Annotated in this window: 23 protein-coding genes; 6 read left to right on the top strand and 17 right to left on the bottom strand. The window is 30.6% G+C overall.

Annotated elements, in window-relative coordinates; all coding sequences use genetic code 11:
- Positions 1-20 precede the first annotated feature (20 nt).
- The 5 genes from FNB79_RS15190 to FNB79_RS15170 all read right to left on the bottom strand — a co-directional run bounded on the left by FNB79_RS15190 (position 21) and on the right by FNB79_RS15170 (position 3947).
- Positions 21-1118 carry a hypothetical protein gene (locus FNB79_RS15190; RefSeq protein WP_143382169.1) on the bottom strand — a complete coding sequence of 366 codons (1098 nt, stop codon included), beginning with the start codon at positions 1116-1118 and terminating at the stop codon, positions 21-23.
- An 11-nt stretch (positions 1119-1129) separates the two neighbouring features.
- Positions 1130-1786 carry a P-loop NTPase family protein gene (locus tag FNB79_RS15185; protein WP_143382168.1) on the bottom strand — a complete coding sequence of 219 codons (657 nt, stop codon included), beginning with the start codon at positions 1784-1786 and terminating at the stop codon, positions 1130-1132.
- Positions 1770-2525, bottom strand: a complete 756-nt coding sequence (locus FNB79_RS15180) for a hypothetical protein (RefSeq protein WP_143382167.1) — start codon at positions 2523-2525, stop codon at positions 1770-1772. The genes FNB79_RS15185 and FNB79_RS15180 overlap by 17 nt, the downstream gene beginning before the upstream one ends.
- Positions 2526-2528: 3 nt before the next feature.
- Positions 2529-2813, bottom strand: a complete 285-nt coding sequence (locus tag FNB79_RS15175; RefSeq protein ID WP_143382166.1) for a helix-turn-helix domain-containing protein — start codon at positions 2811-2813, stop codon at positions 2529-2531.
- Between the two features lie 294 nt (positions 2814-3107).
- The gene (locus FNB79_RS15170; protein WP_143382165.1) at positions 3108-3947 is read right to left on the bottom strand and encodes an RteC domain-containing protein; all 840 of its coding nucleotides are present in this window, start codon (positions 3945-3947) and stop codon (positions 3108-3110) included.
- Between the two features lie 320 nt (positions 3948-4267).
- On the opposite strand from FNB79_RS15170, the gene FNB79_RS15165 reads away from it, so the two are divergent.
- Positions 4268-4897 carry a TetR/AcrR family transcriptional regulator gene (locus FNB79_RS15165; protein ID WP_143382164.1) on the top strand — a complete coding sequence of 210 codons (630 nt, stop codon included), beginning with the start codon at positions 4268-4270 and terminating at the stop codon, positions 4895-4897.
- Positions 4898-4903: 6 nt separating this feature from the next.
- Here the strand turns inward: FNB79_RS15165 and FNB79_RS15160 are convergent, their stop codons facing one another.
- Together FNB79_RS15160 and FNB79_RS15155 are read right to left on the bottom strand one after the other, a co-directional pair.
- Positions 4904-6235 carry a tyrosine-type recombinase/integrase gene (locus FNB79_RS15160; protein WP_143382163.1) on the bottom strand — a complete coding sequence of 444 codons (1332 nt, stop codon included), beginning with the start codon at positions 6233-6235 and terminating at the stop codon, positions 4904-4906.
- 815 nt (positions 6236-7050) lie between these two features.
- The gene (locus tag FNB79_RS15155; protein ID WP_143382162.1) at positions 7051-8037 is read right to left on the bottom strand and encodes a helix-turn-helix domain-containing protein; all 987 of its coding nucleotides are present in this window, start codon (positions 8035-8037) and stop codon (positions 7051-7053) included.
- A 396-nt stretch (positions 8038-8433) separates the two neighbouring features.
- On the opposite strand from FNB79_RS15155, the gene FNB79_RS15150 reads away from it, so the two are divergent.
- From FNB79_RS15150 to FNB79_RS15130, 5 genes are all read left to right on the top strand, one after another.
- Complete coding sequence (locus FNB79_RS15150; protein WP_143382161.1) at positions 8434-8790, top strand: hypothetical protein; 357 nt, start codon at positions 8434-8436, stop codon at positions 8788-8790.
- 6 nt (positions 8791-8796) lie between these two features.
- Positions 8797-9087 (top strand): hypothetical protein, encoded by a 291-nt coding sequence (locus tag FNB79_RS15145; protein ID WP_143382160.1) that lies wholly within the window; start codon positions 8797-8799, stop codon positions 9085-9087.
- A 12-nt stretch (positions 9088-9099) separates the two neighbouring features.
- Positions 9100-10692: a PepSY-associated TM helix domain-containing protein gene (locus FNB79_RS15140; protein WP_143382159.1), complete on the top strand. Its 1593-nt coding sequence runs from the start codon at positions 9100-9102 to the stop codon at positions 10690-10692.
- A gap of 294 nt (positions 10693-10986) precedes the next feature.
- Positions 10987-13302, top strand: coding sequence for a TonB-dependent receptor (locus tag FNB79_RS15135; protein WP_246073286.1), 2316 nt, complete (start codon positions 10987-10989; stop codon positions 13300-13302).
- A 95-nt stretch (positions 13303-13397) separates the two neighbouring features.
- The gene (locus FNB79_RS15130) at positions 13398-14645 is read left to right on the top strand and encodes a DUF4374 domain-containing protein (RefSeq protein WP_143382157.1); all 1248 of its coding nucleotides are present in this window, start codon (positions 13398-13400) and stop codon (positions 14643-14645) included.
- A gap of 964 nt (positions 14646-15609) precedes the next feature.
- Here the strand turns inward: FNB79_RS15130 and FNB79_RS15125 are convergent.
- The 10 genes from FNB79_RS15125 to FNB79_RS15080 form a co-directional block, all read right to left on the bottom strand.
- Positions 15610-16383 carry a LytR/AlgR family response regulator transcription factor gene (locus FNB79_RS15125; protein WP_143382156.1) on the bottom strand — a complete coding sequence of 258 codons (774 nt, stop codon included), beginning with the start codon at positions 16381-16383 and terminating at the stop codon, positions 15610-15612.
- Position 16384: 1 nt separating this feature from the next.
- Positions 16385-17416 carry a sensor histidine kinase gene (locus tag FNB79_RS15120; protein ID WP_143382155.1) on the bottom strand — a complete coding sequence of 344 codons (1032 nt, stop codon included), beginning with the start codon at positions 17414-17416 and terminating at the stop codon, positions 16385-16387.
- Between the two features lie 47 nt (positions 17417-17463).
- A complete protein-coding gene (locus tag FNB79_RS15115; protein ID WP_143382154.1) occupies positions 17464-18378 on the bottom strand; it encodes a DUF6268 family outer membrane beta-barrel protein in 915 nt (304 codons plus the stop codon).
- Entirely contained in the window at positions 18375-18749 is a 375-nt protein-coding gene (locus tag FNB79_RS15110; RefSeq protein ID WP_143382153.1) for a DUF2147 domain-containing protein, read from the bottom strand. Before FNB79_RS15110 ends, FNB79_RS15115 begins: the two co-directional genes overlap by 4 nt.
- A 167-nt stretch (positions 18750-18916) precedes the next feature.
- The gene (locus FNB79_RS15105) at positions 18917-19414 is read right to left on the bottom strand and encodes a Pycsar system effector family protein (protein ID WP_143382152.1); all 498 of its coding nucleotides are present in this window, start codon (positions 19412-19414) and stop codon (positions 18917-18919) included.
- A 273-nt stretch (positions 19415-19687) separates the two neighbouring features.
- Positions 19688-20359 carry an ABC transporter ATP-binding protein gene (locus tag FNB79_RS15100; RefSeq protein WP_143382151.1) on the bottom strand — a complete coding sequence of 224 codons (672 nt, stop codon included), beginning with the start codon at positions 20357-20359 and terminating at the stop codon, positions 19688-19690.
- A gap of 2 nt (positions 20360-20361) precedes the next feature.
- Positions 20362-21597 (bottom strand): ABC transporter permease, encoded by a 1236-nt coding sequence (locus FNB79_RS15095; RefSeq protein ID WP_143382150.1) that lies wholly within the window; start codon positions 21595-21597, stop codon positions 20362-20364.
- Position 21598: 1 nt separating this feature from the next.
- Positions 21599-22693, bottom strand: coding sequence for an efflux RND transporter periplasmic adaptor subunit (locus tag FNB79_RS15090; RefSeq protein WP_143382149.1), 1095 nt, complete (start codon positions 22691-22693; stop codon positions 21599-21601).
- An 11-nt stretch (positions 22694-22704) separates the two neighbouring features.
- Positions 22705-24042: a TolC family protein gene (locus tag FNB79_RS15085; RefSeq protein WP_143382148.1), complete on the bottom strand. Its 1338-nt coding sequence runs from the start codon at positions 24040-24042 to the stop codon at positions 22705-22707.
- A 354-nt stretch (positions 24043-24396) separates the two neighbouring features.
- Entirely contained in the window at positions 24397-25230 is an 834-nt protein-coding gene (locus FNB79_RS15080) for a T9SS type A sorting domain-containing protein (RefSeq protein WP_143382147.1), read from the bottom strand.
- Positions 25231-25274: the final 44 nt, after the last annotated feature.

Below are 25274 nucleotides of genomic sequence, written 5' to 3'. Positions count from 1 at the left end.
AAATAAAATCTATCTATTCTTCATAATAATTCCACATTGCCCCAAACCAATGGATGAGAACTAGCTTCCTGAATTTTGTTTTTTAGAGTGCTATAATGCCTCCATTTCGGACGGTTTTCTGGCCAAACACCTTTTCTGTTTAGTCCGCTGTCTTTGAGTTTGTTAAAAAGCGAGGGAGATAATAACATATAATCTTGTTGCTTTATATTTACTCCCTTTCTATATGCTCCTATACGATGATAATTTTGATCTTCACCTTCATCTAAAATAACTTCAAAGGATAAGTGTTTAGTAATGTCTTTAATTTTGGTGTCCTGCATCAAAGGAGCGTTGGAATAACAATATGATGGAGCTCCGAAAGTGCCAGTAATTATAATATTTGTTTCATCATTTTTTAATATTGTTTTAAATCGATTAGCTAGATATGTCGTAAAATGCGCTCGGCATTCGTCGACAACATCTTTGTTTTGGATGTTACTTTTAAAATGAACAGCAATCACTCGAATAATATTTTGTCTTGGAGACATAATCTTAAACTCTGTTATAGGTTTCAAATAATGTGTTTTAATATTACAAAGCTCATATCCTTCCCGAAGCAATAGGCCGATTTCCATACCATTTTTATCTGAATTTTGAATGACATGAATTTGAGTATAAGGATTACAGTCAAATGTCGGTAGTATTGTATTATTGAACTCTTCCAAAGAAGCACGATCTTCTACGTTCTGCAAAATAAGTATCTCTGGGTTTATCTCTGATATAACTTTAGCCTTGTGATAGATCGCCGGCAATGGGATAGGTTTTGTTTGTAAAGCGATCCAACCTTCATAATTATTAATTAAAGTTACCTTGGTCTTTTCTTCAAGATCATAACCTTTAAAATATAAATTACTTGCTTTTTTTTGGAGAATAGCATAAGGTCTATGCGTAATATTTTCAAACCCGAGTAAGAAGGCTAGTTCTCGAATTCTCCTAATCTCTGCATTAGATTTTCTAGTTTGTGATATAAGACTGTCCAACTCATTTATCCATTTTATGTGGCTATACTTTAATTGAGCTTTGCTAAGATTACGGTCTCTATGGAATAAATTTTCGATATTATATGATGCTATTTTCATGATTAGTGTGATTATTTACGTTTATCTTTTGTGGTTTCATTAAAGGTCAATTGATTAAATAATTGACGCATTCTAGAACGGACCCTAGATCCGTAGCGTTTTTCAATTTCAGTGGCATTTAGGTTTGTAGTTATATGCGTTTTTATCTTTGTTTCTAGAAACAATTCATACCTTGAGAGAAGTACTTCTCCCATTACGTTGTAAGTGCTACCATAGTATTTTCCTACTGGTTCTATACCTAAATCATCGAAACAATAACATTTGTTGTTTCCGAAATCTTGAATGGTTTTTGTACCCAAATGGTTGTATGCAAAAACAATATTCCTGGCAGCAATTATTTCAAACATCTTTGGTTTAAGAGACAGATTTCGAAGTAAATTCATAAGGCTGGTTTTGCCACAACCAACAGGGCCAGAAAGTAAAATGCCTTTGTTTAAATCAATTCCGTTGGCTTTACAGTAATCCTTATCTTGGATGAAATAACAACATAATTTTAAAAGCAGTTTGTGGTCTTCTTTATGAATTTCAAAATGTTCACCAAATAGAATTTTACCTTTGGCTTCCAAATAAACCAGGATATTCTTAAAATCGTAGGTTACAGTATCACCGTTAAATCGGCCAAGTGTATATTCTACGTCACCTTCTTTTATTTTATAGAGGTTGATCATAATTTTTGTTTTTATTGGTTTTTAGATGGTCTTTGAATTTTGGCTTAACTTCTTTTTTATTTTTAAGTTGACCAGGGTCGAATAGCTCTGTTCTATCCATCCAATTTATGGCTATGGCTCGCCAATCTCGAATGTCATTTCCATTGCTAGTTTTCCAGTCCCGATTCTGGTAATACTCGAAGAATTTTTTTCCTTCATCAGCATTAAAATCTTTTTCAAAAAAAAATAATTTTACCTCCTGCCAGCCCTTTGGTTGTTTTATAGTATTTACTTGTTTAGTATTGTTTATAGTAGGTACCAGTGCTTGTCCACTGGTAGGACGGTGTTGGTACACAACTGGTACGTGTATGGGAGGGTTGTGTCCTGTAGGAGGTTCATTTTTGGGATGGTACTGTTCTGCAAGTTGTTCTAATACGGGATTGTACTGTCCCAAATCGGGCAGATCGTTCGTGTTTAAAATGGTCATTTTAATTCGACTTCCTTTATAAGGATTATGAGATGGAAAATAAGTTAAATACCCCCATAAATTTAATTCAGAAACACATCGGTGATATGTTGATTTTGATCCAATTTTCGAAGCATTCATTAAATCTCTGCGATTTACATAAAATTCTTCCATAAAACGATTACTATTCCATTCTTGAAATAACGCCATATAGAGACTAATATGAGTTGGATTTAACCTAGTGTCAGAATAAAATAATTCAAAAGCTGTATTTAGTAGTCTTATGTAATTCATATTTTAAAGGTCTTCGATATTGTTAATAGTGTTTTCAGTAAGAACTGCTTGAATTTCTTCTGAAGAATAATAAATAATCCCTCCAATTCTAGTATGGGGAAGTGTTCCATTTAATCTTAAATTTTGTAAAGTACTGGAGCTAATTTGAAGTAAGCTCATTACTTCTGAAGATTTGAGATAGGAATTTATTTTGCTTTTAGAGTGAGCATTTAAAAGTCTTTTAATGTCGTCAAGTAATTCTAATTTGAATTCGTGAAGATCGTCTGTTGTAATAATACTTGTTGGCATAATACTGTGGTTTTAATTAAGGGGCTTTAATTTGTTGATAATAAATTTTTATGCCCTTTGGTTTGATTTAATCTGCTTTAGGTAAAATTGAGGTGATTTGTTGAAATTTATTCCCTATAGGGTGATAATTTAACATTTGCTAAAAAGCCTAGGTTTTAATGCAAAAACTATGGTAAAGGGTTGGAAAGCAGTATTTTTAGGTGGAATTATAGCCAGAAAATAGGGGGTAAAAAAAACTCCCTATAGGGTGTCATAGGGAGAAATTAATTTTTATAAAATTAGGATTAATTGTCATTATTCGAATTTGTTTTTTTTATCTAATTCCTTAATGTAAGCAAGTATCACCGAATCTAAAAAAGGAGTGAGACCTTTAGTTCTATTGGCATTTTCATTTCTAGTATTATAAAACCCAGTATTCTGAATATCTATTATTTCCTGAAATTTACGAGCTAAATCAATAATACTTAAATTGTTTTTTGTGTGCAGCTCGGCAGCACTAAGAACTGAAATAAGTTCCACAAAAGCTGCGTAACCAAAAGGCCATACCAATTTTTTCGTCAGTTTGGTATTGATTTCTTGTTCTTGTAATGGATTTTTAATACAAAATAAGCGGTTTTCAAGATAAAGCATAAATGCAGAATAGGCTTTAAATTCAGCCAAAAGCAGTCCTTTAGGTGTGCTGAATCTAAAATCTTCATAATACAATTTTGAAAAGGGATAATGATCTTCTTGGTGTTGTGGTCTAGTATAATAATATTCATCTAGATGTGTACATTCAGATTCCATATATTGTCCAAAATCAATATTTCTAAGAAAGAAACGATTTAATTTATTCAGTTTACGTTTTATTATTTTACACTGTAGTTCTTTACCACTTCGTGGCAATTGTAATTCAAAAGATCTTAATTTTAAATAATAAATAAGTTCTTTTAAAGGGACGCTTTTGGTATGTTTAAAAAATATTATTTCTTGTTGAGTTGATTTAAAGCCTTTTAAAAGGACCTCTTTTTTTAATGCGCCAAGTGTTTTTCTACATGAAATAATAGAACGATTTGCACGTTCAGTAGTGTTTAGGGAGGAATTATTAATCCTTATTAATTCCTCCTGAAAATTATTTAGTACAGTTTGTTTCATATTATTTGGCTTAGGGTTAGTAATATGAATGAGATTTTATACTCTTTCTTCTAATTAAATCAAGATTAAGTGTATCTTTATTGGGGTGTAAGTGTCTGGTTATTATAAAGATATATGTTTTTCTCTTTGGCGGGAAAAATTAAAAAGGAAAATATGAAAATTTGCTAAAATCCAAATATTCTCGTTTTTAATTGATTATCTAGTAAAAATATCTGATTAAATTAACGATAATGTTTTTAAGAACTAGAATCACAGCTCATAATAACTATTATAAGATCAATTCTTTAATCTCTTATGTAGAAGTAATAAAAAAAATCAAAATGGTAAAAAGATATCAAGGACCTATAAACGATAAGGAGAAATCCAAGCAGAAACTTATTAATGCAGTAGGTAAGGTGCTAGAGTCAAAAGGTTATGTGGGATTAACTGTAACGAATATAGCAAAAGAAGCTGGTCTGGATAGGCGCCTTATAACTTTGTATTTTGATTCTGTTAATAATTTGGTCGAAATTTATTTTAGAAAAAAGGACTATTGGCTGGACACTTTAGGAGATGTTAAGCAAATGATATTAGAAAATAACAGTTTGGAAATTAAAGATATTGCAGATGTACTTTTACTTAACCAGTTAGATTATTTCAATAATAATTCAGAGTTACAAAAACTCGTATTATGGGAAATAAGTCAGAAAACATATTTTGTAGATAGCGTGTCTGTCGAGAGAGAGCAACTAGCCTCAGAACTGTTTGAGCTTATTGACACAGAACTAGAAGGAAAAGATATAGATTTGCGTGCCATATCAGCGTTACTTGTTGCCGGAAGTTACTTCATGGTGCTGCATTCCAAATCCACTAAAACACCTTTTTGTGGGATTGACATTAATACTTCTGATGGTTTGAAACGTATTAGAAGTGCCATTAGCTTAGTACTAGATAAAACATTAAGTTGTTAAATGGTATTAAAAATTAATAACACTATCTAGTGCATCATCTGCATCTTTATGAATAAAATTAGCTTGATAATTTAAAGTGGTTTTAAGATCTGAATGTCTATATAATTTTTGAAGCATTAAGGGATGAATGCTATCTCCCGCCAAATTACCGAAACTGTGTCTAGCAATGTGGTTGGTTAATGGTTTTTCTAACTCACAAAGTTTTGCGATTTTTTTCAAATTAGTATTTAATAATTTGGTTGCATTTCTAGTTTTTATAAAAATATCTTCAGCATCATTCTTGTCGGCAATACTTAAAAAAGGAAAGACATATCCTTTATTAAACCTTTTCATTTTCTTGTATTCATTTAGTATAGCTTCAGCTTTTATTGGAATTTTTAAGCTAACAGGTTTTTCATTTTTGTTCATGGTATAATATAACCTGTTGTCTTTAAAATCTGTCCATTTTAATTTTAGTACATCAGAAATACGTATTCCGGCAAAATAAAAAGAGGTCAACCAGACTTTTTGAGTATGTCTAATTATTGAATTATCGAGGAGCTCGAGATTTTCAATTTTTTCAATTTCTTCTCTATTTAAACCAATTTTGTTACCTGACTTTATTGTTATTTTTTCTTTTTTGTCTGCAAATGGATAATATTTCTTGTCTATAACTCCATTTTTGATGGCAACGTTAAAAAGTGTTCTAATGAATATAAGTTGATTCGTAATTGTTCTCGGCTTTTGTTTTAAATATACGGTGCAAAAATTTTTGTATTTACCTATAAAAGTTTCGTCTATATCTCGAAATTTTAATTTTTTAGAATTTTTAAAATGATTAATACTTTCAATAAAATTATAATCTGGATTTTTTGACTTTCTGATTCTATCTAGCCTTCGGTTTCTAATATCCTTTACTACCTGATATTTTGTACTTGTAATCTTTAAATTCAAGAATTCTTCTAAATTATTTAATGTAGAGATTTCTGATTTAGCAACGGAAAAGACACCACTATCATATTTGCCTTTTATGCGTTCATAAGCTAACTCAAAAAAAGATCTAGACCCATTAGCCCCTTTAAGTTTTCTTTTAGCAAGCTTAGGTGTTAGTGATTCCTCCGTTGCGAAATATACATTATTGGCTTCGTTTAATTTTTTTAAGATAAAATTATTTAAACGGCTATAATTTGGATGAGATTTTTTAGCAAAACCTTTGTCCGAATCCCAATCTTTTTCGAGAACATATTGACCTAACCAGGAATAATTGGTTTTATAATTTTCACTTATTCGTAAAGCAAGGGGTATCGTACCATCTTTCTTCATCATATTTCTTCGCAATACTACTTTTATACTTGCCATGTTATTAATAGGATTTACTTAAAGATAGTTATATTTTAAAAACTAGTACAGAATAAGTACAGAATAATTCAATGTCAAATGGGATTTTTTATAACTTTAATTTTGTAATGTGTTGTAAAACAGTATATTTTACTGGTGTTTGGTGTGTTTTAGTGAACTTGTAAAATAGGTTCATAACCCAGAGGTCACGAGTTCAAATCTCGTTCTCGCTACTTTTTTTTACAAGGCTTCACAGAACTGTGAAGCCTTTTTGTTTTCAGATCGCACAGAATAAGTACAGTAGTTGGTTTTTTTCAGTAACTTAATTTATTCACTATTATCTTATAGTTATTGCTCTTGAAATTTATGAATAGTTTAGCTTAACCAATGAAAAGGTATAGTTTTTTTTCAATCAGTTTATTACCACGACATTCCACATTTGCCTGCCGGACGGGCTGGAAAAGCTCTATTTCGAGAAAACCGCTTGCTTAATAGGGGGTTGCAACATTAAGGTTTCCGTCGTCTATTGCTGTTGCTTGCTAATTCCCGAGAATAATCGGGAAGTAATCAAACTCCATTTTTGGAACAACCTTAATGTACCGATTGCTTCGCATCTTACTTTATTTATATATAATTCGCTTTTAATGAATGGTAAGCACATTTCCGCTTCATTTCATGAAAAACTATATTTCGGAACAGAAGCTTACCCAAAATAATCTTGAATAAAATCCACAATTTTAGCTATAACTGAATTGTCTATACTACTGCTACAATAAATCACATGAATACAAGTGCAAAAAATATGTATGATATATTCTTAATAATTAATATTATATTTATAATTTTCTATGGGTGAAAGAATTACATTTACTTGGTGTCATTCCAAATTTCTTTTTAAAAGCTGTAGAAAAATGTTGTGCATTTTTATAACCTATTATTTCAGAAACCTCTCCAATTGAAATATTATTTTCCATTAATAAATTTCTGGCTTTGTGCATTTTTAAGTCCGATATATATCCAAATACAGTTTTGCCAAAAGTAGATTTGAATCCTTTTTTTAATGCGAATTCATTTGTTCCGAATTTTTTACATAAAAACTCTAAAGTCATGGGTAGGGTATAGTTGTAGTCTAAATATTCTTTAACCTTAATAATTTTTTTTGTATCACAAATGTGAGTGTCTTTTTTGCTACCCTGATTAAACATATCTAATTGCAGTAGCAACAGTTCGAAGACTAAAGCATTCATACTAATTTTTCTGTAAAAGCCTTTGCGTTTGCAATGTAGAATATTATCAATAATTAAATGCATTTGTGTGGTTATCTGATAATTATGTTTCTCCAGCGTACGATTTTTATGTTGTTTAATTTGTTTTCTAAAATTTTCAAATTTATGATCGGCTGGTAAAAACTGATTAAAGAAATCAACCTTAAAATTTATACGTACTATGGATACAGTATTATCTGTTATTTCTATAGCATCGTTTGCGCTCGTATAATAAAAAATATTGTGCTGGTTGATCTCGAAGTGATTAGTGTATAAAGCGTTGTTAATATTCATGCTCAAAGAGCCCTTCAGAATAAAAATCAAACCAATGGTTTCTTGATTAAAATTAAATCGGATTCTTTTTTTATCAGCTCCATATAAAGCGCCATAGCCAATTTTAAAGTTATCGAAAATTTGCTCTTTATACCAGCCGTTATACGTTCTATCTATAAATGAGGTGTAAAAATCTTGGGTACCACATTCATCTACTTTTGCAATATCTGGGGCTTTATCGAAAATGATTTCGTTATTATTTTCAATTATTACACTATCTATCATTACGCTGTTTTACACATTTTAAGATTCCGTTTTCAGTGGTTTAAGCAAATGTATGTTATTTGTATTTAATCTAAATAAACGAAATGGGTTATTTTAATCAGAGTCTTATATTGCTCCGTTTCGCGTATAATTTATTCCGTTTTACGTAAATTAATCAGCTCCAAAAAGCAATAATTTTGATTTTATATTTATTTAGACTTAATATAATTAATTAGGTAAATACCTAATTTAAAAAATATATATAAGACAAGCGCTTACTGCTTTGCACTGATTTTAATACGTAAACTAATAATAAATGAAGTGTTTTAGAATGGGTGTATGTAAAACGTTTACGAATGTGTTTTTGTTAAGAATTTTAGATAGTTCCATAGATAAGAGCTGTTTTAATAAAAATACATGTCATCAATTTTTAAAGATTCTATGGTCACTTTAGCTTCAAGTTTTTCTCTTTTTGGTTTTTATATGTTGTATAGCACAAGTAAGCGAGCTCCATTACAATTCGAACTCCAATTACAAAAGCGAATAAACGAAAATGATAAAATTAGTAAATATTGTGCTGTATTTTTACTACTCGTTAGTTTGCTTATTTGTATAGCTGATTTAGGTATCGGTGCAGGTGCTTTCTCTTTTCTAATGATTTTAATGACCCTTGGTAGCTTAATTGTTTTGGTAGCTCCTCTTCGTTTTTTTAAACTATCTACTATAGTATTAATTACAATGCTTTCCCTTGGAATTGAAATTTACCTTACTTAATAACGTATGCCAGCTAATAAAAAACATTTATCTTCTCCGTTACAACGTGTTATTAAAATAACTGCAGGTGTTTTTGGAGGTTATTTACTAACAGAAGTATTTCACATGTTCTTAATCGTGTATTGGGATGCGTCTAATGCTTTGATAACGGTGCGTTATGCCGGTTTCATCTTGTGGGTGGTTCTACTTATTATTTCTTTTTTAGCAAAAAACGGATTAAAAATATGGGGCATTTATGTGCTTATAAGTCTTGTTTTTTTTGCACTTATCCATTATAAACAACCTTTTATTTTTTAACGAATAGTCTTTATGTCTAAACGAGTATATAATATTATGTTTCATACGCATACTATTAGTGGTATTATTATCAGTGCCGCGTTGTATGTTATTTTTTTTACAGGATCTATCTCTTTTTTAAGGGATGAAATTATCGCTTGGGAACGCAACGAACCGGTCACAGAGAATTATTTTAGTGAGGTAGATTTTAATAGCGTATTAAAATCGCTAGAACAAGATCATGAACTCACTAATAGAGATATATCGTTTAATCAGCGTATTGAAGGGCAGTTGGCTTCGACATTAATATCGCCTCCAAAAAATATGAAAGTCACTAAAAGGAGAGGTCGACGGAATTTTTTTGTAACCAATCTTTCTTCCTATAAAACCGAAAGATATGCAGATTCTTATACGTTGGGAGAATTTTTCTACAGACTACATTTTTTTGCACAACTAAATCTAATTGGGCAATCTGGTTATTTATTGGCTGGATTGGTAGCCTTTTTCTTCCTTTTCGCCATCCTTACAGGAGTAATAGTACATTGGAAAAAAATGGTATCTAGTTTTTATGTATTTAGACCCAATACCAAATGGAAAACCATTTGGACGGATGCACATGTATCATTAGGTGTTATAGGTCTACCGTTTCAGTTTATGTTCGCCGTCACTGGGGCATATTTAATTATTGGATATAGTATTATGCTTCCGCCTATAGAATCTATTTTGTTTAAAAACGATGCTAAAGATTTTAAACAGGCGGTAAGTGTGGAAAAGAATATAGAATATAAATTAAAAGGTGAAGCATTAGATACAACTGTATCTTTTAACGATTTTGTAGCAAAAACTAAAGCGAAGTGGCCCAATATTAAGATTAACGGTCTTCAGATTTTTAATTATGGAGATAAAAATATGCATGTAAAAGTAGAAGGTGCTCCGTTTTATAACGATAAACTTTTAACTGGAGGCTATTTAACCTTTAATGCTAGGGATGGCAATATTGTAGACGAGAAAGATCCATATGCAAAAACATCTTATATAGAAGGTTCTACAAATATTTTAAAACGCTTGCATTTTGGCGATTACGGTGGCTACGGGATGAAGCTCATTAACTTTGTGCTTGGTCTTATTACCTGCTTTGTAATTCTCTCAGGAGTTTTAATTTGGCTAGTCGCTCGCGATAAGAAAAATGTTCCAGTGTATAAACAAAAATTTAACACTTGGTTAGTCCGCATCTATATGGCAATTTGTTTAAGTATCTATCCTATGACAGCTTTAATATTTATAGTTGTAAAGTGTTTTGGAGATTATTTTGAAGGCGGAAAAAAAGTATTAATATATAATGTTTTCTTCTATGGTTGGCTAATTTTGAGTACCATTTTTATAATGAAGAAAGACAATTACTTTACCAATAAGATGTCCTTAATATTAGGGAGTATTTTAGGGTTTTTAGTTCCTGTGGCTAATGGTATTGTTTCTGGAAACTGGTTGTGGGTCACGTGGCAAAAAGGGTATTCACAAATTTTTGTAATGGATTTTTTTTGGATTTTACTTTCAATAACCGCACTTGCAGTAGTATATAAATTAAAAAAGAAATCAGACTCAATATCTGAAGTTGTTAAATCATAATTAAAAGTCTGAAATATAATTAGCTAATTTATGTGTGTAATTTTAATGTGATCAAGTTCGCTCTGAAATTATTGGTTTTAGTGTTAAGTAAGTTATTTTTATTAGTGAAACATCGCGACTAATTCATTCCGTTTCACGTAGGTTTTTATCCGTATTGCGTATGCTTGTAGACCCTTCTAAAACATAAGTTTGCATTTTATTAGTATTTAGACTAATTAAAAATAATTAAATTTTAAGATGCAAATTCAAAACAAATTTCTTGCTTTTTACTTCTGTTTGTGTTCTCTTTTTTGCATGGCACAGTCTACTCAAAGTAAGATTACTGGTGTTGTTAAAGATGACACTAATAAAGACATTTTAGGTGCTACTGTTATAATTAAAGAAACCAATCAAGGTGTGGTGACAGACCATAGTGGGACATTTTCTTTTTTAGGAAATTACAACGGAGACTACACGCTAGTCATATCATACCTAGGCTTTGAGACTAAGCAAATCCCATTTAATATAAAGTCTGGAGCAAACAAAAGTTTTTCATTAGTTTTAAATCCGACAAATACCGAGTTGGATGAGGTTCTAGTTACAGGAAAGAGTCAGATCCAAAAAGTAAAAGAAAGAGCATTTAATGTAAGCGTTGTAGATGCCGAAAAACTACATAATACATCTTTAGACTTGGCACATGCACTAGACCGTGTTTCTGGAGTTCGTATTCGCGAAAGTGGTGGTGTAGGGTCGCAAATGAGTTTTTCTCTAAATGGTTTTAAAGGGAACCAAGTACGTTTCTTTATTGATGGAGTGCCAATGGATAATTTCGGATCCTCATTCCAAATCAATAATATTCCAGTTAATATGGCAGAACGGATCGAGGTTTATAAAGGCGTTGTACCCGTAGGTCTTGGAGCGGATGCTTTAGGAGGAGCCGTTAATATTATAACAAATACGTATAAAAAAAGTCATTTAGAGGCCTCATATTCTTACGGTTCTTTTAATACCCATCGCTCTACTGTAAATGCAATTTATGTTGCAAAATCTGGATTTGTTGCGCAAGTAAACGCATTTCAAAATTATTCCGATAATAATTATAAGGTTAATGTCGATGTCGCAGATTTAAATACTGGGGAGTATTTTCCAGATCAGACTGTCGAACGATTTCATGATACTTACCACAACGAGACTGTTATAGTTAATACCGGGGTAGTTGGTAAAAAATTTGCAGACGAACTCTTATTTGGAATCACATTAGGACAAAACTATAAAGAAATACAAACAGGTGCTAGAATTGTTAGTGTCTTCGGAAAATGGCATACCCGTGGTAATATTATAATGCCAAGTTTAAAGTATAAGAAAGACGACTTTATAATCAAGGATTTAGATTTAAAATTTAATGCGAATATTAATTTAGGTCAAGAAAAAAATATAGATACGGTGAATCGGCGATATAATTGGTTTGGGGATTATAAAGAGTATGATGGGCCAGGAGGAGAGCGTTCTTACTCCTTATATAAATACAAAAATAACGCAGGTATATCTACAGCTAATTTAAGTTATAAAATTAACGATCACAGTAATATTGTATTGAGTAATACCTATAATACTTTCGATAGAGTTGGACAAAATGAATTAAATCCAGATAGTGAAATTTACGAACAACCTAAAAAGAATAAAAAAAATATAACAGGTTTAGGCTTCGATTATAAGCGTGATAATTGGAATGCCTCCATTTTTTTAAAGCAATATTTTCAGAAAAACACCTTCGCCGATGCCTATAACCCTACAGGGAATTATGGAGATGTGGCATATAGAGATTACACAGACAAATTTAATGCTACAGGTTATGGTCTAGCCTTAACTCATTTTATTAACGAAAACCTTCAAGTTAAGGCGTCCTTCGAAGAAAGTTATCGTCTGCCAGAAGCCAACGAAATTTTTGGTGATGAAATAAATTTAGAAGGTAATAAAGATTTAAAACCTGAAAATAGTAGCAATTATAATTTGGGGCTTAGTTATTGGTTTTACGTTAATAAAAGGCATCAGTTTACAATTAATACAAGTGGTTTTTATCGCAATACAACAGACTTTATTCGCGAAAAATTTAGTCCAAATCAAGCGACTACCACTATGGATAATTTGGGTGCTGTCACCAGCGCTGGTATAGAGGCCGAAGTGAGGTACGCGTTGGATAACCGATTAATGATGGGGGCGAATCTAACCTATCAAAACTTACGTAACAATACTAAATATGAAGAAGGTCAAACTGTTGAAAGTATTGTATACAAAGATAGAATACCCAATATGCCTTATTTATATGGTAACGCAGATGTAAGTTACAATTTCCCAAATATTGGCAAAAAAAATAGACAGTTAAATGTAGGTTACAATCTGTTGTATGTACATGCGTTTTATTTATACTGGCCAAGTTTAGGAAGTGATTCTAGTAAATTGGACATTCCAGATCAGATTTCACATGATATAACATCGACTTTTTTCTTCAATGAAAAACTGCAATTTACTCTAGAATGCAGAAATCTACTTGATGAAACGCTATACGATAATTTTAGTCTGCAAAAGCCAGGACGGAGTTTTACAGGAAAACTAAAATACACATTTCTTTAACGATTAACCTTAAAAAGCCTTAGCGATAATATACTATCATTCTAAAGCTAAATATCAATTATATACAACAATTATAAATTATTAAATTATTTACAATGAAAAACAAGCATTTACTTTTAGGTTTATTTGCAGGAATGGCACTATTTGCATCATGTAGTGATGACGATAGCTCAACTGAAGTAGAAGTCCCTGAAAGTGCCGAGGCCAAATACATAATTACTGCTACACCAACGGCTTCAGAAGGTGTTGCAGATTATATTTTAACCACAGATGATTTAAGTCAAGGGATTATTAGTACTGTCGGAAATGGTTTAGAACAAGACGGAACGTATAGATATTATGTTACGAGTAATAATAAGTTTTTTAGTATGCTTTACGGGCAAGGTAACCCTGGAGCTGTAACAACCTATGAATTAAACAATACAGGTTCTTTAGATAAATTATCAGATTTTCAATCGGAAACAGTTCAAGCTTTCGAACCTGTTGATGATGATATTCTTTTAATGAAAATATCAAGAAGTGCCGATGATCCTACTGCATATTGGTATAGTTTAGATACCGAAATTTCTCAATTTGTTGCCGAAGGTCAAATTAACACACAAGAATTGGCCGCTAAAGAAAATGGTGAGCTCGCCTTTTTTACATGGATTACTCAAGTTGGTAACAATATATACTTACCATATTATACTCTAAAAGGAACAGGAGATGATTCGAACGGTACTTTATATCCAGACGAAGCAAATATTGCAGTGTTCTCTTACCCTGAAATGGAATATGTAAAAACTATTCAAGATGACCGTACAAGTTTTATTGGGCGTTATTTTAATAGTGGATTAGCTGTTGATGAATTAGGAGACACTTATGCTGTATCTTCCTCAATTGCTACTAATAATGGTGAATTTGTATCTACCAAACCTTCAGCAATAACAAGAATTAAAAGTGGTACAACAGAGTTTGATTCTTATTATTTTAATATTGAAGAGGCTACAAATGGTAAATACGCAACCACTCAAATGTATTTAGGTAATGGTAATTTGTTACTTAACCTACAAAATGTGTCTGAAAAGGGTGCATATACAACGGGTAAAGAATTTGCTATTATGAATGTGTACACAAATACACTAACTATGGTTACAGGAATACCAAATGTAGAAGATATAGTGAATGTCCCATTTAGAGGGAATTATGTCTCTGAGACTGGTGATAAGGCTTACGTTGGTATTACAACAAGTACAGGAAGTTTTGTTTATGTTATAGATGTTGCCTCTGCTACAGCAACTCAAGGTCTGGAAGTAGAAGGGGGTGTTATCACAGCTATTAATAAACTAGACCCAGCAAATTAAAGGTATAATTAAATAACGGTTCAAAAATGTAATTAGTATGTTTTGTATATATTAGAATTATTTTGAATTGGTAATTAATAGTTCCTTTCGTAACCCTATAAATATTTGATATTTATAGGGTTATTGTTTGTGTGATAATAATAGTTATCGTATTGTTTTTTAGTCATAATAATTTTGATAATAACTTTAAGGATTCTGTCATCCATTTTACTTGTACGTTTATTCATAAGAAAAAGGTGATTAATTAAACACTATTTCAGTCTACCGACTTATTATTGTGATTGCTTATCATCCTGTTATAAAAATAGTTTTCATAATCCACTCAGCCCATTTCCATACATTTCGTGAAATGCGCTACCTAAAATAATCTTGAAATCCCCAATTTTAGCTTTCCATTGCGTTTACCTTTACTGCTGCGCTAGGAAAAACTCTACACTAAAGAATGAAAATTGTATATAGGGTTTGCCAAATCGGAATTCCGTTATTCATTTGGTACCTCTTCCAATGTATTTGTACCTCACAAAAGACTTTAGACTTATACCCAAACCCTCACAATTACTTCCTTTTATTTTGATAGCAAAATATTTAAAACTGTATAATCAACAAAAAAGTAAAACGCTCAGGATATAATAAGTAAATCTCTAGCTATAGTAGTACTAAAAATTATGTACAGTTTTATAGATACAGAAGAAAAGTGTATAAATTCATTTAAAAGGGTTTTTATAGAGGGTGATAAAGGTAGAGGTGTGTTTATATAAAATTTGCTAAATGTTTGAGTATTAAATATGTTTAATGTAAATCAATATATATTACAATTAAATGAGTGGGTGCATAAAAATGTGACTGTTAATGGACTTCGTTTAAAACACGATTTAGAGGAAATGCAACCATATTTTGAGAAATTTCAAACACAAAAAAAACTGGATTGTATGTTACATTGAAAAATTGAAAGTTATTGTATAATTTACCTATCTATCCACTTTTTAAAAGCTGAAGCTTTGTCTTTTCCTACTAATATGTCATGTATGTAAGTTGGTTTTATTTCTAGCTTTAATTTTCTGTTAAAATAAGAATGTACTTTTTTAATGGCATTAATGTTTACTATGTATTGGCGGTTTACTTTAAAAAAAAAGTCCGGATTTAGTTGCTCTTTTAAACTTTCTAATGAAAAATTAACAGGGTATTCTCTTTTTTCGAAAGTAACAGCAAAAGTAATGCCTTGCATACTATGAAAAAGAGCAATATCTTCAATTGGTAAATAAAAAAAAGATTCGTTAGACTGAATTAAAAAGCGTTTACGATAATTAGATTTCCCGGTTTTAATAAGTTGAGAAAGCTCGTTAAAATTTATAGTAGCATATTGCTCTGTAGAAATCTTTTTGTTATACCTATTATATTTTTCGAAAGCTGTTTGTAGTTCTTCTTTATCTATTGGTTTTAAAAGATAATCCAAACTATTTACTTTGAATGCTTGCAGTGTATACTCATCATAGGCTGTGGTAAATATTATCATGCTATCAATTTTTATTTGCTTAAATATTTCAAAACTGAGCCCGTCGGATAACTGAATATCTAACAAAACTATTTCAGGATGTGGATTATTTGTAAACCAGTTAATAGCAGATTTTATACTATTTGCACAACCAACAACTTCTGTTTTTATTATAATTTCTTGCAAGGTTTCTTTCAATAAACGTTGTGCAGGAATTTCATCTTCTATTATTAATACTTTTATCATTTTATGCTTCGATTAGAGGAATAGCTACTAAAAATTTATTTTCTAGTTTACCATAGGTAAACCCATCTCTTTCCAGCAGTTCAAAACGCTTTTTTAAATTACTTAAACCAGTAAGGGTAGAATCTACATTATCTTTACTATGTATATTATTAGAAACAATTAGCATGGAATCGTTTTCACTAGTAATAGTTATTTTTAGTATGTTTTTTTCGTTTATAATATTGTGTTTTATTGCATTTTCAATTAAAATTTGCAAAGTTAGTGGAGGTATTTGCTTTTGTAATGCTTCTTCTAATATATGAACCTCAAATTTTAAGGCATCGCCGATTCTAACTTTATGTAAAAAAATAAAGGAATCGATAAATTCAAGCTCTTTTTTTAATGAAATTAAGTCATGATTTTTACTTTGAAGCACATAGCGATAAACTTTAGATAGTTTACGCGTAAAATTTTCAGCGTTTTTTGGGTTATGTTTTATTTCAGAGATTAATACATTTAAGCTATTGAATAAAAAATGAGGGTTTACCTGATTTTGCAAAACGCGGTAATCAGCTTTAAGCTTTTCTTGTTTGTAATGTTTTACATTTAGTAATGAGATTTTCCATTGTTTAAAAAAGTTTATAGCAATAGAAATACTAATAAATCCTATAAGTAAAAATACAGACCCTATAAATATAATAACTGGAGCTTGGGGATAAATTATAGACTTACCATTAAAGAAATACCAAGCCGTAAAAGGTAATCCAATAGTTATTAAGGTCCATATAATGATTACAGCTATTTGTAATATAAGTCTTTTTTTAGGATTGGAGAACCATGGTTGTTTTCTGTTTAAATAGCGGTCAAAGAATAAATTTCCTTCTGTATTTAAATTGAAACAGATAAGGTAAATAAGCATGAATATGTCCTTAGGTATTCTAAATTCATATGCAACATTCTCAGGCATTCCTAAGCTAATTAATCTTATAACAAGAATAGCATATAGCGAAACTAAAAGATTTCGAATTATAAATTTTTTTATATTTTTTGTCATTACGATATAAAAAAAACTATTAGTAATATATTAAATTATTAATGTAATTATGGTCTCTTTTTAGTAATTATAACCATACCTAAACTAAAAAAAGGTGCTGTTTCAGAATCAAAATCGTATTCTGTACCATCGGTAGCTATAGCACCGTAGGTTCTAGCAGCACTCAAACCACAAAAAGCTTCTAACCGCATAGTTTTAGTAATATAATAATCTGCTGATGCGCCAATATTTGCTCTAGAATAATTAATTTCATTAATATTATTAGCTCCTGTACTTTCTGTGTTAAAATGAGCACCATTGAGTATATATTTTAATCCGAGTTCTAATTTGTTATTAGGTAATAATGTATAGCTATATTTTAAACTTAAAGGTAATAATGCATTTATTTGGTGCTTATTATTTTTATAATGCAGATTCATTAAAGGAACTAGTCTTGGTGTACCAAAACGAGCACTATAGCCTATACCACTACCTATTTTGAATTTAGTATTGATTTTTAGAGATACAACCGCTGCCCCTTGAAAAATAAAATCTTCGGTACTTATTTTTGCTTCAAAGTCTGATGCTAGTGTAGGGGTAATATTAATGAGGATGTTCCATTTTTCGTTCCATTGATGTAAAAGAGTAAATTGATAATTAAACGTCTGAAGGGTTTTATTGTTTTCAATAAAAGGTAACAATTGCGTATCTAATGATGCTTTTACATAGCCATAACCCAATCCGTTGACCAAGATCGTTTTATTATTTTTTAATTTTTTAGGGAAATTTATATAACCACCAAATTCTTGAAAAGAAATATCATGACTTTCAGAGTTGTTTTTTATTTCAGAGTTTGGATAATTGTTATATTGAACTCCTGCGAGTTTTAAATCTTGGGAATAGCTTTTAGTAAAGGAAAAACTTAATAAAAACACTATTATTTTTAAGCTATATATAGTTTTTTTGTTAAATGTTTTTTTCATGTTTTTATTCTTATCCATTCTATAGTTTTACTAAAAAAACCAACTTTAATTTTAACTTCTAATAGGTTGTCTTTAGGAGTATATTCAGCATCATACCACTCTTCTCGTTTAGGCGCATAAACTTTACCTTGCCATTTCCCCTCAATTAGTTGAACTTCTTTAACTATTAATTTTCCAATTTGTGTGTTTGGGTTGTCTGAAGAGATAATTTTACCACTATATATACCATTGTGTTGTTCTATTTCTATAACATTATTTTTTTCTCCAAAACTCCATTTTCCTTTGATGTCTTGTTGTGCATAACTAGCTAGGCTTACTAAGCTAACAGCTAGTAAAACAAATACGGTTATTGTACTTTTTATTTTTTTCATTTTAATTAATTTCTATTTATCGTTTTATAATTGTTTAAACAATGATATTATGATTCTTGTACTATTTTAGAAATGAGTTATTAAAGTCGAATTTTGATATTTGAGGTCGAAAAAATATTAATAAGGATGAAGAGATTGTGGAAAGTACTATGTTAAATCTAACTTTTTTAAATTATAAGTGCCCCAATTAAACCAATTATGAAAACAAGGAAAGACGTCATAACTAGGTGTTGTTTATGGCTTATATATTGCCCTAAAAAATATAAGTCATTAATCATTTCATCATACAAGTTGTATCCAGAATTCATAACGTTATAAAGGTTTGAACGAAAATCTTCTAAGGTCATTCTAGAAAAATTTTGAGCATACAACGTTCCTTTATAACCACTGTTTTTAAATTTTTTCCCTAAATAGCGATGAGGGAGCATACTTATTAAAGCTATAGTCATAGATAACACACAAGACGTAATTAAAAATCTGATTTGGTGTATTTCTATATTACTTTTGTTGGTACTAATTCCTATAAATAAGACACCCATTAATAAAGAGATAATTACAGAGTTTATGGTGATAATAATACCTGCTTTATTATCTACCATTTTGAGTAAATTATAATGGTTTCGTGATAAGGTTCTAAACAGTGTTTGAATGCCTCTTCCATCCATCTTCTCAAATTTTTTATGTTTTTCTAACGTCTTAATAATTATTAATTTTTATTAGTTTATAGTTATTTTCGTTAATAGACTATTATTAAACTAAGATTAACTTAATCAAGGTTTAAGTAAACAACTTCATTTGTTTTTATATAAAATTCAATATAGAAATGAGTAAAATAAAAACTTATAATACTTATATATAGTACTATTAGAAGTATAGTTATAATCAGTTCTATGTCATGTTTTTGCATTTTATTTTCTTCATTCTGATTCATATGATTTTTATTTTATTAGTTTTCCATCGGACAATTCAATAATACGGTCGCAATTTGCCGCAAACTCATCATCATGAGTTACAGCTATAATGGTTTGGCCTCTATCTTTTGCTAATTCTCGAAAGATGTCAAAAACAATATTGGTGTTTTTAGAATCAAGGTTTCCAGTAGGTTCATCTCCCATAATTATAGAAGGCGAATTAATAAGTGCTCTTGCAATAGCAACACGTTGTTGCTGACCTCCAGATATTTTAGAGGATTGCTTGTGCTCGTGTCCTTTAATACCTAATAACGTAAGTAGTTCTATGGCTTCTGCTTCAATTTCTTCTTTACTTTTTTTATTTAATTTTAAAGCGGGTAACATCACATTATCTAGAACAGTGAATTCTGGTAACAGATAATGAAATTGAAAAACAAAACCAATATGTTCATTTCTATATTTTGCAAGTTGATTTTGCTGTAGTCCAGTAATTTTATGGCCATTCATTTCTATATAACCTGTATACTCGGTGTCCATTGTAGAGAGTAAGTAGAGTAGGGTAGATTTACCCGAGCCAGATTTACCAATGATAGACACAAATTCGCCTTTGTCAATTTCAAAAGAAATATCTTTTAGAACGTGGAATTCTGTGGGTTTATGAAAATATTTATTAATGCTATTTACAGAAAGTGCTTTCATTTTTATCCTCTTAAAATTTCTACTGGGTCTACTTTTGATGCTTGTCTTGCTGGAAGATATCCTGCAATAAATGTGATGATGATACCAAAGAAAAATGCCATCACATAGTCGGCTGTACTATATTCTACAGGAAGTGTGGTAAGTGTTGCTATTTTAAAAGGAACGTTGTCTACTAGGCGCACAATAATATTTCCTAATATTAAACCGGTAACTCCTCCAATAAAACCGATTACGATAGATTGCGTCAAGAAAATTTCTATGACATCTTTACCACTAAATCCCATGGCTTTCAAAATGGCAATCTCTTTAATTTTTTCATTTACCGTCATGTTCATAATATTATAAATACCAAATCCTGCTACAATTAAAATTGTTAGAGAAATGGCTATTGCAACTATATCTCTAAGTACATTAGCTGCATCTAATTGGGCATTGCCGTCTTGCCAAGCCTCAACTTTATAATCTGTGATTTTACTTATCTCTTTAGTTAGATTTTGAGCGTTGTAATAATCTTTTATATTTAAAAGCACTTCTGTTGCATAGCTTTTGTTTTTAGAAAAAAGCTGTCTAGCAGTTTGTATAGATACTAAAGCTCGTGTTTTATCTGTGGCATTAGAACCCGTTTCAATAAGACCGATAACTTTAAAGGTTTTGGTAACATCATCTGAAGTGGTTAACGAAATATTATTTCCCATATTTACGCCTATGGCTGTTGCCAATCCTGTACCTAAAATGATACCGTCTGAGCGTCTGTCTAATGCTTTTAAATTGCCTTCAACCATATATTGAGCTGTTTCAAATAGTTTATTTTCGCCTTCGGTATCAATACCAGAAAGGCTTGCACTAATTTTAGAAACGCCATTACGAATAAAGACATTATGATTGAGTTGTTGAGTTACACCTACAACTTCATTGAAATCAAGTAGCTTGTTTTTTATCTCATCAGCATTCTTTATGCCCTCTGTATATTGAATATTTCGGGCGTTATTAACCATAGTTATTGTATTCTGATTATTAGCTTTTAATATAGGCTCCACATCGGCTGGCAAATCGTTGTAGATTTTAATATGTGGCATAGAGGTAAAGGTAATCTGTGTTTGTGCATTGTTTACACCTGCCATAAAGCTGTTCATAAATACATACATAGAGATTCCGAAAGTGACACTTAGTATCGCTACTAATAATTGTCTAAACCTTGTGGTAAGGTGTACCTTTGCTATTTTCTGATTGGTATTCATCTTATTGTGGTTTTACAATTTCATCCGTATCCGAAATTCCAGAAACTACTTCTGTCCATTCCTCATTTTCACTGCCTATTTCAATTTTTCTTTCTTCTCCATTTTCGAGTAAAACATAGTTTTCTTTATAAACATATTCGGTAGGGATAACCAGTGCATTTGCTTTACTTGCAGTTTGTATATTAGCTTGTAGTTGTGTGCCAGAGAACATTTTTTTTGGCAATTCTATAAAACGTGCTTCTAAAACATAAGACTGTTCTGTTTTATCAAAGCCTGGATATATTTTGGTGACTTTAGCGTTGAAAACCTCGTTAGGATAGGTATTGATACTTACAGCTACAGATTGTCCAATATTTGTTTTTGTGATGTCATCTTCTGATACAAATAGCTTAATAAGATGTTCTCCACTACCAATTTCTGCAATGGCTTCTCCTTTTCTAATGAGCTCTCCTTGATTTTTATATAGATTAATGACTTGCCCTGATATAGATGTGGTAAGTTGGTAATCTTCTAGGATTGCTTTTTGCGTATTAACTTGTACTAAACTTCGCGTTTCGTTTAATTTTAAGTTAGACGCTACCTCGTTGTAATTATCTTGTAAAGAGAGAAGGTTGTTTTTAGAGGCATTATATTGCAATTCTGCTTTTTCAAAATCGAGTTGAGAAACCGAATTTTTAGTTCTTAAATCTTTGTAACGCTCGTAATTGGTTCTATCTAAATCTAATTGTTCTTGTGCTTGATTAATTTTTTTCTGAATTTGCTGTAATTGAGCTGCTTGTGCAGAGGCATTGTTTACAGCATCGTTGTATACTGCAAGGGCATCCACAACTTGATTATTTTGCACATCACTTTCAATAACAGCGACTAGAGCACCTTCTGAAATTGTATCGCCTTCGCTTACAGGAATAGATTGTATAATGCCTTCTACACTAGAAGATACTGTAAATTGGTTAGATTGCTCTATATAGCCACTTGCAAATACAGCATTTTCAATGTTTTTTCTTATGGGCGTTATCGTTTCTTTTTTATTGCACGAATGGAATAAAAAAGTAAATAACAAGATATAACTGAGGAAAATAATTCTATTTTTATTCATTTTTTTATTTTTTAATTTTTGGAAGTAAAATCAATTTGTCTGATGTAAATCTTGTATTCCGATAGTGTAAATGCAGCAAGACTCTGTAGATAATTATCTTGTGCTTTTAGTAAATCTTCATACGTGTCTAATCTATTATCTAGAGATATAATTCCACTTTGATATTGATTTTCAGCATGCACATCATTCTTTTGCATTAGCTCCAAAATGTTTTGATTATCTGTTAATTCTTCAGCATATTGTTTTATATCTAAAAGCAATAGTTCATCTTCTTTTTGTTTTTCTAATTTGGTAGTTTTTAATTGTAGTTCCTGTTGCTGTAGCTCTAATTGAGATTGTTTAATTTTTTGACGGTAAGACAAGCCATTAAAGACAGGAATATTTAGTTGGACACCTAAATATTGTTGAGGCAATTCATTGGCATCTGAAAAATCTGTAAAGTCATCAGTTGCCCAACTGTAATTATATTGATAGTTAAAACTGATATTTGGTAACAGCAACGCTTTCTTTTCTTTTAGGGAAGATTTGTTTTTATCTACTTCCATTTCTTGCCAAGAAATTTCAGGGTGTACCGTTTGTAAATTATTATTAATTAAATTAAAGTTTTCTGGTGCATCTGAGATGGTAATTTTTTGGCTAGTATTTAACTGACTTTGAAGTTGGGTATAAAAACGGCTAAGGTTGCTCGTAGCTTGATTTAACCTTTTCTTATTTTCGAGTTGTTTTATTTCAGCAGTATTAAGTGCTTCTTCACTTACAATGCCGTTTTTAAATTTTTCTTTGGTGTTGCTATAAATAGCTTCAGAGACTATAAGGTTTTCTTTATAAATAGTGATTGCTTCTTGAGTGAGTAAAATGGAATAATAGGTTGACGCTAACACGTTATATGTGTTAAACTTAGTCTTCTGGGTGTTTAATGTACTTTGTTTGGCTAATATATTTGCGGTTTGAGAAGCAAATAGTTGTTGGAAATTTAAAATGTTCCATTGAGCTTGTATACCTGCAGAATATATATGTTGTTCTCCAAAAGTTAACTCTTCAAAACTTCCTTCTGGAGCATCGGGGTTAAAAATTTCGGCAGGAACCAATGTTGGCTGCAGAGTTATATTGTTATTATAGCTTGTAGCTGCTTTTACTGAGGGATATAAAAAGGATTTTGCATCCTTTTTTCTAACACTTGCAACCTGTTCGTTAATTATGGCACTTTGTATAATTATGGAGTTTTCATCGGCATAATCAAGTACTTCTTGAAATGATTTAAACTGAATTATAGCCTCAATCTCATTGTTTTGCGAAAAAAGAGATGTTATATTTAGAGTTATTAAAAAAAGTAATAAGATTCTGTTCATTACAAATATTATTTATAGATTCTATACAAAGGTGTAGTGTTATTTGTTCTTTTTTTTTAATTAATTATTGAGGTCGAATTTTTGATTTTAAAGTCGAAACAGTTTTGAGAAAAAAATGTACTTGTAAGTGTTTTTTTATGGATAAGCGTAGTTTTTTGAGAGTTATTAATTTGGAAATATCTGAAAGTATATAGGTATGTTTTTTTTGAATACTTTATTGATTGTGGTCTTTTTGAATTGGAAAATAGCATTTAATTGATAAATCAGAATTCAAAAAAGAATTCTGATTTAAAGAAAAAATTAAGTGATTACAACAATAAATTAGCCTAATTATTTTATTGTGTGTTAGGGGTGTTATTTTTTTAAAAATTTCATTGTAGTTTTACCGTCAATTTTTAAAAAGTATAATCCATTTTCAAGGCTTTTAATATCTATTTTATCATTTTCAAAAACGATTCCTTCTTTTACTTCCTGCCCCAAAGTGTTGTATATTGTATAAATTTCTTTAGTGTTTAATTTATTTAATTGAATAAAATCACTAGCGGGATTTGGTACTATTTTAATTTCATTTGTTTCGACTTCGAAGTCGTTTATGCTTAAAGAAGCAGGACTCCAATTAAAGGCATCTAGGGATATATAATCAGCATCATTAGTAGTTGAAATATGTATTTCATCTATATTTACGTTGGTGTTGTCTGTACCTCCTTCTGTTGTAAAATCAATAAATGTGTAGCCGTTATTAGGGAAATAAGATGCACCATTAACAATACCGTTGCTTTTATATACCACAAAAACAATAGTACCATCTTTTTTTCCTTCAAAAGTTAGAGTTGTTGGTGTTCCCGGTCCAGTTAAATTATAATTGGAAACAAATAGATAAAAACTATTTAAATTAATATCGTTACCATCTGTGGTAATTATACTAAATGAAGTTCCTTCTGGAACTGGACCATTGTCCTCTGAATTGTCTATAAATCGATTGTCTGTAGTGGTGCCATTCCATCCACCGTCTGGGAAATGATAAATAGAAAATGTATCGCTAGAATTACTAACAATTGTAAAGGATTGCCCTTGGTCTGTAAACGTAGTTTCACCTATGGTTTCTGTTTCAAAATCTTCTATACTTTGTGCATTGACTTTAGATAAAGTGAAAGTTAAAAGTATTGCTAAAATGTAAATCTGTTTCATTTTTTTTAAAATTAATTGTTTGTTTTTTAATAAATTATTTGAAT

The organism is Formosa sediminum (assembly GCF_007197735.1).
Taxonomy (GTDB): Bacteria; Bacteroidota; Bacteroidia; order Flavobacteriales; family Flavobacteriaceae; genus Formosa; species Formosa sediminum.
This window is presented reverse-complemented; position numbering and strand designations above follow the sequence as displayed.